The 14,647-nt window shown below is 62.2% G+C and carries 10 protein-coding genes; 5 read left to right on the top strand and 5 right to left on the bottom strand.

The features are described 5' to 3' along the window. Window positions 1-84: 84 nt before the first annotated feature. Entirely contained in the window at window positions 85-561 is a 477-nt protein-coding gene (gene greA, locus C1N60_RS17390; RefSeq protein WP_021507709.1) for a transcription elongation factor GreA, read from the bottom strand. Window positions 562-809: 248 nt separating this feature from the next. On the opposite strand from greA, the gene dacB reads away from it, so the two are divergent. From dacB to pmrB, 3 genes are read left to right on the top strand one after another with little or no spacing between them, the layout of a single operon-like run. Further along, a complete protein-coding gene (gene dacB, locus C1N60_RS17395) occupies window positions 810-2,243 on the top strand; it encodes a serine-type D-Ala-D-Ala carboxypeptidase (protein ID WP_031279733.1) in 1,434 nt (477 codons plus the stop codon). Then, window positions 2,243-2,905: a two-component system response regulator PmrA gene (gene pmrA / locus C1N60_RS17400; RefSeq protein ID WP_021507711.1), complete on the top strand. Its 663-nt coding sequence runs from the start codon at window positions 2,243-2,245 to the stop codon at window positions 2,903-2,905. Before dacB ends, pmrA begins: the two co-directional genes overlap by 1 nt. Then, on the top strand, window positions 2,902-3,963 hold the full coding sequence (gene pmrB / locus C1N60_RS17405; protein ID WP_021507712.1) for a two-component system sensor histidine kinase PmrB: 1,062 nt from the start codon (window positions 2,902-2,904) through the stop codon (window positions 3,961-3,963). Before pmrA ends, pmrB begins: the two co-directional genes overlap by 4 nt. Window positions 3,964-3,969: 6 nt before the next feature. On the opposite strand, the gene C1N60_RS17410 is transcribed toward pmrB, so the two are convergent. Next, the gene (locus C1N60_RS17410) at window positions 3,970-6,246 is read right to left on the bottom strand and encodes a TonB-dependent siderophore receptor (RefSeq protein WP_058770686.1); all 2,277 of its coding nucleotides are present in this window, start codon (window positions 6,244-6,246) and stop codon (window positions 3,970-3,972) included. Between the two features lie 261 nt (window positions 6,247-6,507). Between C1N60_RS17410 and fes the strand changes: the two genes are divergently transcribed. Together fes and C1N60_RS17420 are read left to right on the top strand one after the other, a co-directional pair. Further along, the gene (gene fes, locus C1N60_RS17415; protein ID WP_058759581.1) at window positions 6,508-7,782 is read left to right on the top strand and encodes an enterochelin esterase; all 1,275 of its coding nucleotides are present in this window, start codon (window positions 6,508-6,510) and stop codon (window positions 7,780-7,782) included. Further along, on the top strand, window positions 7,775-11,659 hold the full coding sequence (locus C1N60_RS17420; RefSeq protein WP_241494893.1) for an enterobactin synthase subunit F: 3,885 nt from the start codon (window positions 7,775-7,777) through the stop codon (window positions 11,657-11,659). The genes fes and C1N60_RS17420 overlap by 8 nt, the downstream gene beginning before the upstream one ends. A gap of 79 nt (window positions 11,660-11,738) precedes the next feature. Here the strand turns inward: C1N60_RS17420 and C1N60_RS17425 are convergent, their stop codons facing one another. From C1N60_RS17425 to fepD, 3 genes are read right to left on the bottom strand one after another with little or no spacing between them, the layout of a single operon-like run. Beyond that, on the bottom strand, window positions 11,739-12,536 hold the full coding sequence (locus C1N60_RS17425) for an ATP-binding cassette domain-containing protein (RefSeq protein ID WP_058780378.1): 798 nt from the start codon (window positions 12,534-12,536) through the stop codon (window positions 11,739-11,741). Further along, entirely contained in the window at window positions 12,533-13,516 is a 984-nt protein-coding gene (gene fepG / locus C1N60_RS17430; protein WP_058759584.1) for an iron-enterobactin ABC transporter permease, read from the bottom strand. Before fepG ends, C1N60_RS17425 begins: the two co-directional genes overlap by 4 nt. After that, on the bottom strand, window positions 13,513-14,502 hold the full coding sequence (gene fepD / locus C1N60_RS17435; RefSeq protein ID WP_058759585.1) for a Fe(3+)-siderophore ABC transporter permease: 990 nt from the start codon (window positions 14,500-14,502) through the stop codon (window positions 13,513-13,515). The genes fepG and fepD overlap by 4 nt, the downstream gene beginning before the upstream one ends. Window positions 14,503-14,647: the final 145 nt, after the last annotated feature.

Consider the following 14,647-nt stretch of genomic DNA (forward strand, 5'->3'; position numbering starts at 1 on the left):
TCCTGCATGGGATAAAAGGCCGCAGCGCGGCCTTTTTCCTTTCTTTACAATATGCAGCTGCGCATTTCAAAGCGTAGCAATATCTTAGATGTATTCCACTTTCAGCACTTCATATTCCACATCGCCGCCTGGGGTTTTGACAATAGCCACGTCATCGGCCTCTTTGCCCACCAGACCGCGCGCCATCGGCGAATTCACGGAAATCAGGTTCTGTTTAAAGTCCGCTTCGTCATCACCGACAATCCGGTAAGTAAACTCTTCATCGGTATCGACATTCAGCACGGTGACGGTGGCGCCAAAAATCACGCGGCCGGTTTTCGGCATGGCGGTCACGTCAATCACCTGTGCATTGGAGAGCTTGGCTTCAATCTCCTGAATACGCCCTTCGCAGAACCCCTGTTCTTCGCGCGCGGCGTGGTATTCGGCATTCTCTTTCAGATCGCCGTGCTCACGGGCTTCGGCGATAGAGGCGATGATGCGCGGACGCTTAACGGTTTTCAGTTCGTTCAGCTCTTCACGCAGCTTCTCAGCGCCTTTCAACGTCATCGGAATCTGATTCATTTTGGCTCCTCGTCATCTATCCTGGTTAACGGCGTCATCCTGACCGGTGACAGCAGAAGATCGGCTTCTGCGGCGCGTAACCTCTTTTCACAAGCAAAAGAATCCTGACCCGGAAAGCTTTCCGGGTCAGGTATCGGTTTTGCATTTTGATACGTATTTTACCCCAGAGTTCCCTGTGGGTCATTGTTTACTTTGCACCGTCCGGGGACATAGTATTGACGCCTTCACCCGTCAGTTACCGCGAGATTATGCGATTTTCACGACTTGTTACCGGATTAACCTGTGCGTTTATGCTGCAGGCACAAGCAGCACCCGTTGAAGAATACATGCAGTATTTGCCAGACGGCGCAAACCTGGCGCTGATGGTACAAAAAGTGGGCGCATCCACCCCGATAATCGACTATCACGGCAAACAGATGGCGTTGCCGGCCAGTACCATGAAAGTGATCACCGCGCTGGCGGCACTGCTGGAGCTGGGCCCGGACTTCCGTTTTCAGACCACGCTGGAGACCAAAGGCGCGGTCAGCGATGGCACCTTAAATGGCGACCTGGTGGCGCGCTTTGCCGGCGATCCGACGCTCAGCCGCCAGGATCTGCGCAATATGGTGGCGGCGCTGAAAAAGCAGGGCATCAACCATATCAAAGGCAATCTGGTGATCGACACCTCGGTGTTCGCCAGTCACGATATGGCGCCAGGCTGGCCGTGGAACGATCTGACACAGTGCTTCAGCGCCCCGCCAGGTGCGGCGATTGTTGATAAAAACTGCTTCTCGGTTTCGCTCTACAGTGCCAATACGCCCGGCGAAAACGCCTTTGTGCGCATCGCCTCTTACTATCCGGCGCACATGTTCAGTCAGGTGCGCACGATCGGACGCAACAGCGGTGACGGGCAGTATTGCGAGCTCGACGTGGTGCCCGGAGAGCTCAATCGCTACACGCTGACCGGCTGTATGCGCCAGCGTGCGGAACCGCTGCCCCTGGCATTTGCCGTGCAGGATGGCGCCGCGTGGGCCGGCGAGATCCTTAAAGCGCAGCTGCGCGACGCCGATATTGATTACAGCGGCCATTTAGTGCGCCAGACGCAGGTGACGTCACCGGGCACGGTGCTGGCCTCGACGCAGTCCGCACCGCTGCACAACCTGCTGCACACCATGCTGAAGAAGTCAGACAACATGATCGCTGATACCGTGTTCCGCACCATCGGCCATCACTACTTTAACGTGCCGGGCACCTTCCGCGCCGGTTCGGATGCGGTCAGGCGTGTGCTGCGCGAAAAAGCTGGCGTTGACCTCGGCAACAGCATTCAGGTGGATGGCTCCGGCCTGTCGCGTCATGACCTGATCGCGCCGGATACCATGATGCAGGTGCTGCAGTTCATCGCCAAAAATGACGCCACGCTGAATTATATTTCGATGCTGCCGCTGGCGGGTTATGACGGCACGCTGCAGTATCGCGGCGGTCTGCACGAAGCGGGGCTGGATGGCAAAGTGTCGGCAAAAACCGGTTCGCTGCAGGGCGTCTATAATCTGGCTGGGTTCATCACCACGTCGAGCGGTGCGCGCGTGGCCTTTGTCCAGTTCCTCTCTGGCTATGCGGTACCGCCGGAAGACCAGAAAACGCGGCGGATTCCGCTGGTGCGCTTTGAGAGCCGCCTCTATACCGACATTAACAAGAACAACTAATGAAACTGTTGATCGTTGAAGATGATGCGTTATTACAATCGGGGCTGGCGCAGGCGCTGAGCAGCGAGGGCTACGCCGTGGATTGCGCTGGCAGCGCGGCGGAAAGCAACGCCCTGCTGCGCAGCAGCCAGTACAGCCTGATCGTGCTGGATCTCGGTCTGCCGGATCGCGATGGCGCCACGCTGCTGCGCCAGTGGCGGCGCGACGGCATCGCGGTGCCGGTGCTGATCCTGACCGCGCGCGATGCGCTGGAGGATCGCGTCGACGGGCTGGACGCCGGTGCCGATGATTACCTGGTCAAGCCGTTTGCGCTGGCAGAACTGCAGGCGCGGGTGCGCGCGCTGATCCGCCGTTATCAGGGGCACAGCGACAACCTGCTGCAGCAGGGCGATCTGACGCTCAATCTCAGCTCGCAGCAGGTGCTGCTGGAGAATCTGCCGCTGGAGATCACCCCCAAAGAGTTCGCCCTGCTCACCCGCCTGCTGATGCGCGTGGGGCAAAATGTGCATCGCGAAACGCTGCAGCAGGATCTCTACAGCTGGAACGACGATCCCGGCTCCAACACTTTAGAAGTCCACATTCATAATCTGCGCCGCAAGCTGGGGAAAGATCGCATCAAAACCGTGCGCGGCGTTGGCTACCGGCTGGAACTGCGCGAATGAACAGCATGCGTCAGCGGTTACTGATCATGCTGGCGCTGATTCTCCTCACCTGCCAGGTGATGAGCGCCATCTGGCTGTGGCACGAAAGCCGCGAACAGATCAGTTTCCTCGTCAACGAAACCCTGTCGGCCCAGGCGCGTAACGATCGCGTGGAGAATGAGATCCGTGAGGCCATCGCTTCGCTATTGCTGCCTTCGCTGGTGATGGTAAGCCTGACGCTACTGCTGTCGTTCTGGGCCATCAACTGGATTATCCGTCCGCTCAAATCGCTACAGGACAGCCTTGCCCACCGCTCTGCCGACAACCTGACGCCGCTGCCGATTTACTCCGAGATGGATGAGATCGTTGCGGTCACCTCCTCCATCAACCAGCTGTTTTCCCGTCTCGATCACACGCTGCAGCAGGAGCGATTATTCACCGCCGACGCCGCGCACGAGCTGCGTACGCCGCTGGCCGGGCTGCGCCTGCATCTCGAGCTTCTGCATCAGCAGCAGGTGCCGCAAAGCGCCATGCTGATTGAGCGTATCGACCAGCTGATGCACACCGTCGAACAGCTGCTGATGCTGTCGCGCGCCGGTCAGGCGCTGGCGGGCGGCCACTATCAGCAGCTGCAGTGGCAGCGTGACATCATGCAGCCGCTGATGCCGGAGATGGCTGAATTGTATGCCCAGCGTCAGCAGACGCTGCACTGGCCAGACGGCGACGATGTGCCGCAGCAGGGTGAAGCGGTGCTGCTGCGCCTGATGCTGCGCAATTTGCTGGAGAACGCGTCGCGCTACAGTCCGGAAGGCAGCAGCGTGCAGGTGAAGCTGCGTCAGGTACAACAGCAGGTCTGGGTTGAAGTGTGGGATCAGGGGCCGGGTATTGATGCCGATGCGGCAGAAGAGCTGACGCAGGCGTTCCGGCGGCGCGATCAACGCTATGGCGGCAGCGGCCTGGGCCTGAACATTGTGCTGCGTATTGTGCAGATGCATCGCGGCAGGCTGGAACTGGTGAACCGCGAAGACAGCAGCGGACTGGTCGCCCGCTGCTGTTTGCCAACGCAACTGATTGGCTGAACGCCGTCAGAAGTGGGTGTTGAGGCTCATATAGTAAGTACGGCCTGATTCGTTATAGGTATTGGCACCGGCACCGTAGAGATAAGCGCCGGTGGTAGCGTTACCGGTGGTTTGCGCATTGCCCTCACGGAAGTGGCGCTTATCGAACAGGTTATCGATGCCCAGCGTCACGCTGGCGTACTTATTGATATCGTAAGTACCGCTCAGGCCGACAATCGAGTACGGGCTCACTTTGTCGGTGGCGCTGCCGGTCACCGGCTGTCCTTTGTAGTCGTACTTCTTCGGCGTCTGGGTGCCGTACCACGTCAGGGTGGTTTGCAGCGACAGATCCTGCGTTGCCTGCCAGCTCAGCGTCGAGTTCAGCGTATACTCCGGAATGATCGACAGACGATCGCCGGTCTCCTTGTTCTTGCTCTGCAGCATGTAGGTGAAGTTGTTATTCCACATCACGCTGTCAGAGAAAGGAACATTGACCGTACCTTCCAGCCCTTCCACCACCGCTTTCGGCACGTTCTCCCAGCGATAGATATCCGTGGTGCCGTTAGAGGCTTTACCTGAAGGCGCATAGCCGGCTTCAATCTTGTTGCGGTAGTCGTTACGGAACCAGGTCAGACCGGCCTGATAACCTTCATGCTTCCACTCCAGCCCAACTTCTTTATTGATGCTGTTTTCCGCCTTCAGATTCGGATTACCCTGCAAATAGCAGGCGCCGGTGCTGGCGGCGCAGCCCTGGCCGTTGCTGTACAGCAGGTAGTTCGGGTTCGTCTGGTACAGACTCGGCGCTTTGTAGGCCCGGCCAATCCCCATCTTCAGCGTGAAGTCATCGCCCAGCCCCTGTGACAGGTTAAGCGACGGGCTCCAGTTGTTGCCAACGATGGAGTGATGATCGAAGCGCAGCGCCGGCGTCAGCATGGTGCTGTCGGTCAGCTCCATGTTGTCTTCGGCAAACAGGGAGAAAATCTCCGCCTGGGCATAAGGACTGCGGCCGGTGCTGGCGATGCCTGGCACGGCGCCGTTGCTGGCAGCCTGGGTGGTCGACGAAGGATCTTTCATGCGCTGCTGGTTCCACTCGGTGCCCAGCGTCGCGGTCTGATTGACGCCCAGCTCAAACGGCAGGCTGATTTCACTGTGCAGCAGCACATCGTCCAGCTGAATGGTATTGAACCCGCTGTTGGAGAAGATCCCTTCCGTGCCGCCCGCCAGACCTTCATTGATGCGCGTATTGCGGGTTTTCTCGTAGCGCGCCCAGCTGCTGGTGCTGATGCCGTTATCCCACGCGCCGGTCCATTTCAGTGAAATATTCTGGCGATACAGACGGTTGGTCTCATCGCCGTACAGGCTTTTCACCAGCGCGTTAGTGTTGGTGTTCTGCGTATCGCCCGCGTACAGGTTGCCCTGACGACTATAACCGGCCTGCAGCTCCAGCGTCTGCATGGGGGCAAACGCCCAGCTCAGCAACGCATTGATATCTTTGTTAACCGAACCTTCGCGGCCTGCCGGGTAGCTGCCGGCATAGCTGCCGGTGCGCGCTGCCGCATGTCCTTCATTGATGTCGTACGCGTCGGCCTGGGTTTTGGCTAAACCGCCATACAGCCGGAAGTTGAAGTCGTCACCGAGCGGCCCTTCAAGGCTGAAGTTGGTGCGTTTGGTCGCCCCTTCCGATTTGTGTTCCGGCGCGTTGAAGTAGGTATTCCACGAACCGTGCCACTGCTGATCGCTGTACTTTTTGGTGATGATGTTCACCACACCGCCCGCCGCGCCGTTACCGTAGCGCACCGCGGCCGGCCCGCGAATCACGTCGATGTGATCGATCATTTCCGGTGGCACCCAGTTGGTATCGCCACGCGTGTCGCGTTCGCCGCGCCAGCCGAGACGCACTGAGTTACGGCTGGTGATCGGCATGCCGTCCACCATAATCAGCGTGTTTTCCGGTCCCATGCCGCGAATATCGATCTGCCGGTTGTTGCCGCGCTGGCCGCTGGTCGAGTTGCCGGTCAGGTTGACGCCTGGCATGGTACGGATAATTTCTGAAACATCGCGCGCCGGCGGATGCTTTTTGATCTCATCGGCGGTGATGGTGGAAACCCCCGGTGCCTGCAGCGTCTGCTGCTGGGCCGTCACCATTAAGGTGCCACCGTCCATTGCGCTGGCGTCGGGAGAAGAGGCGTTGCTGGAAGTCGTCTTGCTGGAAGTCTCTGCTGCCCAGGCGCTGCCGGAAAGCAGTGAGGCGCTGAGCCCCAGTTCAATCAAAATAGCGAAGGTTAACCGCGAGTAATGCTTCATTTTTTTCATTCCTGGAAGGCCAGTTCTGCGCCACAGCGGAGTGACTGGCGAGCCGGTGAGAAGATCCCTGTCTTTATCGCGCAGCCGTTCACACCTGGCAGGGCCATCCTTTGCTGAATCCCATGACTTACCGGGTGCCAGACGGAACGTGCGTGCTCATTTTGAGCGCAGCCACCCTATTGCAAATGCAAATAATTATCAATAGTATTATTTATCAATCCTATGTAAACCTCCCCGTACAGACGGCGACTGGCAGCCCCTATGACCTGGCGAAATGATGGAATTGGTAGCGAAGCCTGGTGGCAGGAGCAACAGACTCAGGGCATTCCGCGCATTGAGCCGCAGCAGGATGGCACCTGTCTGGTGACCTTCTTCTGGCGCGATCCGCAAGGCAGTGAAACCACCTCCCACACCCAGCGCGTGTGGATCAACATCACCGGCGTGACCGATCACCATCAGCGGCGCCCGCCGCAATCGCTGATGCGCGTCGCCAGTAGCGATGTCTGGTACTGGCAAACCGTGCTGCCGTCACACTGGCGCGGCAGCTACTGCCTGATGCCGGATCGGCAGGCCAGCGATTTCAGCGGCGAGCCTGACATGCATGCGCTGCGCCACTGGTGGCGCGAAAAATTCCCTGCCGCGCAGGCCGATGCGCTCAATCCGCTGCGCAGCTGGTCTGGCGGACGCGGCATGGGCGTGTCACCGCTGCACCTGCCTGACGCGCCCGACCAGCAGGTGTGGCGTGCGGTGGATGAGGGCCGCGCCCCGGCGCTGACGCTGCAGGAGCAGCAGTGGGACAGCGCGCTGCTCGGCAATCGTCGCCGGGTGTGGCTGTACGCCACAGGCGAGGCGCAGCACGGCCCGCGTCCGCTGGCGATACTGCTCGATGGTCAGTTCTGGGCGCAGCAGATGCCGATCGCCGGCCCGCTGCAGCAGCTGACCGCTGCGGGCAAGCTGCCGCCGGCGGTCTACCTGTTTATCGACATCATCGATCGCGAACACCGCAGCCGCGAGCTGCCATGTAATCCGCAATTCTGGCAGGCAGTGCAGCAGGAGCTGTTGCCGCAGGTGGCACGCTGGATGCCGTACGATGCGCAGCCGGCGCGCACGCTGGTCGCCGGACAAAGCTTCGGCGGTCTGGCCGCGGTGTTTGCCGCACTGCACTTTCCCCACACCTTTGGTAATGCGCTCAGCCTGTCCGGCTCCTTCTGGTGGCCCGAGCGCGGTAACCCGCATGGCTGGCTGCTGCAGGCGCTGGACCATGGCCTGGCACCTCGCCAGCCGCTGCGTTTCTGGCTGGAGGCAGGCCAGCGTGAAGGCCTGATTCTGCAAGCCAATCAACAATTACAACAACAACTTACCGCTGCCGGCTATCAGGTGCATTACCAGCCGGTAGAGGGCGGCCATGACGCGCTGTGCTGGCGCGGTGGCCTGCTCGACGGTCTGCAAGCTTTGTGGCGCAATCCAAATTCATTCATCACGCCAGACGTGAACCGGAGCGACAGTAAATTCTCTGATGAACGACACTATGATTGACCAACAAACTCTGCCGCTGGTGGCGGCGCAGCCTGGCATCTGGATCGCCGACCAGCTCAGCCGCCATCACAACGCCTATGCAGTGGCGCACTTTATCGAGCTGCGCGGTGAAATCAACAGCGCGCTGCTGGCACAGGCCATCGTCGATGGCATGCAGGAAGCCGATACCCTGAATATGGCGTTCGGCGAAATCGACGGCGAGCCGCTGCAGTGGCCGCAGCCGCAGACCTTCAGCCTGCCAGACATCGTTGACCTGCGCGGCGAAGCGGATGCCGCCGCCGTTGCGCGCGCACAGATGCGCGCCGATATGCAGGGCGACCTGCGCGTGCTGAGCGGCGCGCCGCTGTGGCACCATCGCCTGTTCCGCCTCGGCGAGCAGCACTGGTTCTGGTATCAGCGCTATCACCATCTGGTGGTGGATGGCTTCAGCTTTACCGCGCTGACGCGCCGCATCGCCAACCTGTACAGCGCCGCCGTACAGCAGCAGCCGCCTGAGCCGACACCGTTTATTCCGTTCAGCGCCGTGGTTGACGAGTATCAGCGCTATCAGCAATCGGCGTCTTACACCCGTGACGGCGAATTCTGGCGCGAAAAAGGCCGCGCCCTGCCCGCGCCCGCCTCGCTGTCGCCGCTGCCGCTGGCCGGTCAGAGCGCCAGCACCGATCTGCTGCGCCACAGCGTTACGCTGGATCGTCACCGCTTCCAGACGCTGACCAGCCAGCATCCACAGCACAGCGCCGCCGATCTGGCCTTTGCACTGGTGGCGCTGTGGCTGGCTCGTCTTAGCGGGCAAAATGATTTTGCTGCCGGCTTCATCTTCATGCGCCGCATCGGCTCCGCCGCGCTGTGCGCCACCGGTCCGGTGATCAACGTGCTGCCGATGGCGGTGCACTATCAGCCGGGACAAACGCTCGGCGATCTCGCCGCTCAGCTGGCCGCGGAAGTGAAAAAAATGCGCCGTCATCAGCGCTACGATGCTGAACAGGTGCAGCGCGATCTCGGCCGCCCCGGCGATAGCGATCCGCTGTATGGCCCGGTGATCAACCTGAAGATGTTTGACTACCAGCTCGATTTCGCCGGCATTGAAGGCATCACGCATCAGCTGGCCTCCGGCCCGGTGCGCGATCTGGAAATCGCAATTTACCTCAGCGAGCACGGTGATCTGACGCTGGAGCTGCTCGCGAACGCGCAGCGCTATGCTGCGGAGACGCTGCAGCGCCATGCCAGCCGCTTTGCCCTGCTGCTCAGCCAGCTGGCCGCGCAGCCGCAGCGCGCGCTGGGCGAGCTCGATCTGCTGACGCCAGCGGAGCAGCAGCAGATTGCGGCCATCAATCAGACCGCCCATCCGCTGCCGGCGGAAACCCTGGCGTCGCTGCTGGCGCAGCAGGCGCAGCGCACCCCGGACGCACCGGCGCTGGCCGATGCGCAGCACCAGCTGAACTATCGCCAGATGCAGCAGCAGGTATTCGCGCTGGCGGCAGATCTCAGCGCGGCCGGCGTGCAGCGGGGCGATATCGTCGCCGTGGCGCTGCCGCGTTCGGTGCAGCTGTCGCTGGCGCTGCAGGCGATTGTGACGCTCGGGGCCGCTTATCTGCCGCTGGATACCGGCTATCCGGACGAGCGGCTCCAGCTGATGCTGGAAGACGCCGCGCCTAAAACGCTGATCACCGCTGCCGCGCTCAGTGCCCGCTTCCGCGCCATCGCGCCGGTCAGTCAGCTGCACTTTGACACCCTGTACAATGCTGAACATGCACCGGCCCCGGCCAGCACGCCGACGCCGCAGGATGGCGCGTACATCATCTATACCTCCGGCTCTACCGGCCGGCCGAAAGGCGTGCTGGTCGGCCATCAGGCGATCGTTAATCGCCTGCTGTGGATGCAGGATCGTTATCCGCTGCAGGCGGATGACGTGGTGCTGCAGAAAACGCCGAGCAGCTTTGATGTCTCGGTGTGGGAGTTCTTCTGGCCGCTGCTGGTCGGCGCGCAGCTGGTGATGGCGCCGCCGGATGCACACCGCGATCCGGAAGCCTTACAGCAACTGTTTGCCCGCTACAAAGTCACCACCACGCATTTCGTACCCTCGATGCTGGCGGCCTTTGTCGCGGCGCTCGACCACCCGGCCGCGATAGCCTGCTGCGCCAGCCTGCGCAATGTGTTCTGCAGCGGTGAAGCATTGCCCACCGATCTGTCGCGCAGCTGGGAAACATTGACCCGCGTGCCGCTGCACAATCTGTATGGGCCGACCGAAGCGGCCGTTGATGTCAGCTGGTATCCGGCGTATGGCGCGGCGCTCGCCGCCGTCGATGGCCCGAGCGTACCGATCGGCTTCCCGGTGTGGAACACCGGCCTGCGCATTCTTGATGCGCAAATGCAGCCGGTGCCGCCGGGCGTGGCCGGCGATCTCTATCTTACCGGCATTCAGCTGGCGCATGGCTATCTCAACCGACCGGAGCTGACCACCAGCCGCTTTATCGCCGACCCGTACGTCGCTGGCGAGCGCATGTACCTGACCGGCGACGTAGCGCGCTGGCTGGACAACGGTGCGGTGGAGTATCTCGGGCGCAGCGATGACCAGCTGAAGATCCGCGGTCAGCGCATTGAGCTGAACGAAATCGATCATGCGCTGTGCGCCCAGCCCGGCATTGAGCAGGCGGTGACGCATGCGGTGGTGCTGGGTAGTGCGACGGCACAGGGCGATGCGCGTCAGCTGGTGGGCTACGTGGTGGCGCCTCAGCCGGTGGATGGCGACGCGCTGCGTCACGCGCTGGCACAGCAGCTACCGGCACACATGGTGCCGGTGGCCATCGTCCAGCTGGAGGCGCTGCCGCTCAGCAGCAACGGCAAACTGGATCGCAAAGCGCTGCCGCTGCCGCAGAGCACCACGCAGCGCCAGGGGCGCGCGCCACTGCCCGGTTTAGAGAGCACGCTGGCCGCAGCGTTCTGCCGCCTGCTGGCCTGCGACACGATCGGTGCGCAGGATGATTTCTTTGCGCTCGGTGGCCATTCGCTGCTGGCGATGCGCCTGGCCGCGCAGTTGCGCCGCGAGCTCCAGCTGCCGGTCTCGGTCGGGCAGATCATGATCGCCCCGACGGTGGAAAAACTGGCGGCGCTGCTGAGCGATGGACAATCCCATCAGCAGGCGGGCTTTGAAGCAGTGCTGCCGCTGCGTAAAGGCAGCGGACCGACGCTGTTCTGCTTCCACCCGGCGTCCGGCTTCGCCTGGCAGTTCAGCGTGCTGCAGCGTTACCTTGACCCACGCTGGTCACTGGTCGGCATTCAGTCGCCAGACACGCAGGGACCACTGAACCAGAGCGCGCACCTCGATGAGGTCTGTGAAGCGCATTTGCGTACGCTGCGCGAGGTACAACCGCACGGGCCCTACTATTTCCTCGGCTACTCGCTGGGCGGTACGCTGGCGCAGGGCATTGCTGCCCGGCTGGAAGCGGCGGGTGAAGAGGTCGCCTTCCTTGGCCTGCTCGACACCTGGCCGCCGGAAACGCAGAACTGGGATGAGAAGCGCGGCGAGAATGTGCTGGATCCGGCGGTGCTGGAGGAGGTGAATCGCGAGCGCGAACAGTTTATCGCCGCGCAGCGCCATCAGGCCGGTGAAGAGATGCAGGCCATGTTCGATACCATCGAAGCCAACTACGCCAGCTCGGTGCGTCTGCTGGCCACGGCGCACAGCGCACGCTTCGGCGGCCGCGCTACGCTGTTCCTCGCCGAACAGACGCAGCAGCCAGGCCAGGATGCGCGCCGCGCCTGGGCGCCCTATGTCGGTGAGCTGACGGTGTGGCCGATGGATTGCGCCCACGTCGAGATTATCTCGCCTCGCATGTTTGAGCAGATCGGGCCGCTATTGCAGCAGTTGCTGGCATAGCGGTTTTGCCCTCACCCTCTCCCGACGGGAGAGGGAACCGCATGGCAGAAAACGTTTACACCACAGCCTCTTCTCCGCCTTAGCGCCCGCGCCCCAGCGGCACAATCATTGGCGTATGCGCCACCGGATCCTCAACAATCACACAGCGTAATCCGTACACCTGCTCAATCAGTGCTGGCGTCACAATCTCGCCAGGCTTGCCCTCGGCAATGATCTTCCCGTGACGCATGGCGATCAGATGGGTGGCGTAGCGGCAGGCATGATTAAGGTCGTGCAGCACCACCACCAGCGTGCGGCCATGCTGCTGGTTGAGCGTCTGCATCAGCTCAAGCAGCTCAATCTGGTGGGTAATATCCAGCCAGGTGGTGGGCTCATCCAGCAGCAGCAGCGGCGTCTGCTGTGCCAGCACCATGGCGATCCATACGCGCTGACGCTGCCCGCCGGACAGAGTATCGACCGCCTGTTGCGCCAGGTCCGCCACGCCGGTGGCCAGCATCGCCTGCTGCACCGCCGCTTCATCCTCCGCGCGCCAGCGGCCAAACAGTGACTGATGCGGATAACGTCCGCGCGCCACCAGCTCGCTCACGCTGATGCCCGCCGGTGCGTTTGAACTCTGCGGCAGCAGGCCAAGACGGCGCGCCACCTCTTTGGTGGGATAACGTGCAATCGCCTCGCCGTCCAGCAGCACGTCGCCTTTCAGCGGTGCCTGCAGGCGGCTGAGAGTGCGCAGCAGGGTGGATTTACCGCAGGCGTTAGGGCCGATAATCACGGTCAGCTCCCCTTGCGGAATCGCCACCGAGAGATTTTCCGCCACCACTTTTTTGTCATAACCCAGCGTCAGGCCTTCGCCATACAGCCGAGAAGGAATATCGATCATTGGCGTCGCGCCTCCCGCACCAGTAATGCAATCAGATAGAGTCCGCCCAGGCTGACGGTGATCACGCCAACCGGCAGTTGATAAGGCAGGAACAGATGCTGCGCGGCATAATCGGCGGCGCACAACAGCAGCGCGCCGCACAGCGCCGCCAGCCACAACGCGCCTTTTTCCCCGCCGCTCAGCCGGCGCGCAATCTGCGGTGCCAGCAGCGCCACGAACGAGATCGGCCCCGCCAGCGCGGTGGACGCCGCGGTCAGCAGCACGCCCAGCAGCATCAGCCACAGGCGGCTGCGCTCCACCGGCACGCCGAGCGCGCAGGCGGTGTCGTCGCCCATCTCCAGCAGACGCATGCGGCGCGTTAACAGCGCCACCAGCAGCAGCGACAGCAGCAGCACCGTCACCACCGGCGGCGTTTTCGCCCAGGTGATGCCGTTAAGCGAGCCGGCGCTCCACAGCCCGGCGCTGAGCGCCGACTCCAGCGAAGCGCTGATAATCAGCCAGGCATTGAGCGCCATCAGCAGCGCACGCACGCTGATGCCCACGATGATTAACCGAAACGTTTCCACCCCGTTGCGCCAGGCAAACAGATACACCAGCGCAGCCGTCGCGATACCGCCGATCAGCGCGGCCCCGGTCATCGCGGTAATACTTTGATTGAACAGCACCAGCGCCACCAACACGCCGCTGTAAGCGCCGGTATTGAAGCCGAGAATATCCGGGCTGCCGAGCGGGTTACGCAGCAGCGACTGAAAAATTGCCCCGCTGACACCCAGCGCCGCACCGATCAGCAGCGCCATCAGCACGCGCGGCAGCCGCCACTCCACCACAATCAGCTGCACATTAGCCGCTCCCTGCCCGCGCAGCGCCTGCCACACCTGCTCCGCCGTAATCGGCAGCGCACCGCGCGTCAGCGCCAGCCATGTCAGCAGCGCACACGCTAATAGCAGCCAGCCGCCATGCAACCAGGCACGCCGCGTCATAGTCCACCTCGCCCGCGCTGGCGCCGCACCAGCAAAATCAGCATCGGCGCGCCAAGGATGGCGGTCACAATTGAGACACGCAGTTCGCCTGCCACCATCATCCGCCCCAGAATATCCGCCGCCAGCAGCAGCGCCGGGGTGATCAGCGCCGTCGCCGGCAGCAGCCAGCGGTGATCGTTGCCCACCAGCCAGCGGGCAAAATGCGGCGTCATCAGGCCGATAAAAGCGATCGGCCCGACGGCGGCGGTCGCCGCGCCGCTCAGTAAGGCAATCGCCAGCAGGCCCAGCAGTTGGGTGCGCACCACGCGCGTACCCAGCGCCGCCGCCATATCACCGCCCATGCTCAGGCTGTTCAGCGATTGCGCCAGACCCAGCGCCAGCGCCGCACCGGCCAGCACCGCCGGGCTCAGGGTACGCAACACGCTGAAATCGCGGATATCCAGCGAGCCGCTTTGCCAGAAGCGCAGGTGATCGTAAATGTCCGGATTGAGCAGCGACAGGCCGGAGGTTAAGCCCTCCAGCACCGCCGCCAGCGCCACGCCCGCCAGCGTCAGACGCACCGGATTGACGCGCCCGCCGCCCATCGCGCCAATCACCGTCATCAGCAGCGCCGCCAGCAGCGCGCCGCTGAAGGCCAGCGTCAGCCACTGCAGCGGGGAGTCCGCCCCCAGCAGCGCGATGCCGAGCACGATGGCAAAACCGGCGCCGGCGTTCACGCCCAGAATGCCCGGCTCGGCCAGCGGATTACGCGTAAGACTCTGCATCAGCGCGCCCGCCAGCCCCAGCGCCACGCCCGCCAGCAGCCCGGCCAGCGTGCGCGGCAGGCGCGCATCGCGCACGATGATGCACTCCGCGCTGGAGCAGGAGGCGGTGAGAGCGTGATACACATCGGAAAGCGGTATTGATTTGGCACCCAGCATCAGACTGAGCGCCATGAGGAGCAAAAGCAGAATCCCTGAGCCTGCTAATGCACGGATCTGGCGCATAGCGTTCTAAACCTTCACTGTTCGACGTCGTTGCGGTGCAACGTAATGTGATAATGATATTTGTTATCGTTATTACTCGCGTTTGCCTATGTTACCATGAGTCGCCTCGCGGATGATGAGGAAAATTGGTGCAAAAAGGCGAAAC

Source organism: Pantoea sp. SGAir0184, from assembly GCF_043544755.1.

What these genes read in the sequence shown, in the direction of transcription:
- greA (WP_021507709.1), bottom strand. Translation starts at nt 561, where the DNA reads ATGAATCAGATTCCGATGACGTTGAAAGGCGCTGAGAAGCTGCGTGAA.
- dacB (WP_031279733.1), top strand. Translation starts at nt 810, where the DNA reads ATGCGATTTTCACGACTTGTTACCGGATTAACCTGTGCGTTTATGCTG.
- pmrA (WP_021507711.1), top strand. Translation starts at nt 2,243, where the DNA reads ATGAAACTGTTGATCGTTGAAGATGATGCGTTATTACAATCGGGGCTG.
- pmrB (WP_021507712.1), top strand. Translation starts at nt 2,902, where the DNA reads ATGAACAGCATGCGTCAGCGGTTACTGATCATGCTGGCGCTGATTCTC.
- C1N60_RS17410 (WP_058770686.1), bottom strand. Translation starts at nt 6,246, where the DNA reads ATGAAGCATTACTCGCGGTTAACCTTCGCTATTTTGATTGAACTGGGG.
- fes (WP_058759581.1), top strand. Translation starts at nt 6,508, where the DNA reads ATGACCTGGCGAAATGATGGAATTGGTAGCGAAGCCTGGTGGCAGGAG.
- C1N60_RS17420 (WP_241494893.1), top strand. Translation starts at nt 7,775, where the DNA reads ATGATTGACCAACAAACTCTGCCGCTGGTGGCGGCGCAGCCTGGCATC.
- C1N60_RS17425 (WP_058780378.1), bottom strand. Translation starts at nt 12,536, where the DNA reads ATGATCGATATTCCTTCTCGGCTGTATGGCGAAGGCCTGACGCTGGGT.
- fepG (WP_058759584.1), bottom strand. Translation starts at nt 13,516, where the DNA reads ATGACGCGGCGTGCCTGGTTGCATGGCGGCTGGCTGCTATTAGCGTGT.
- fepD (WP_058759585.1), bottom strand. Translation starts at nt 14,502, where the DNA reads ATGCGCCAGATCCGTGCATTAGCAGGCTCAGGGATTCTGCTTTTGCTC.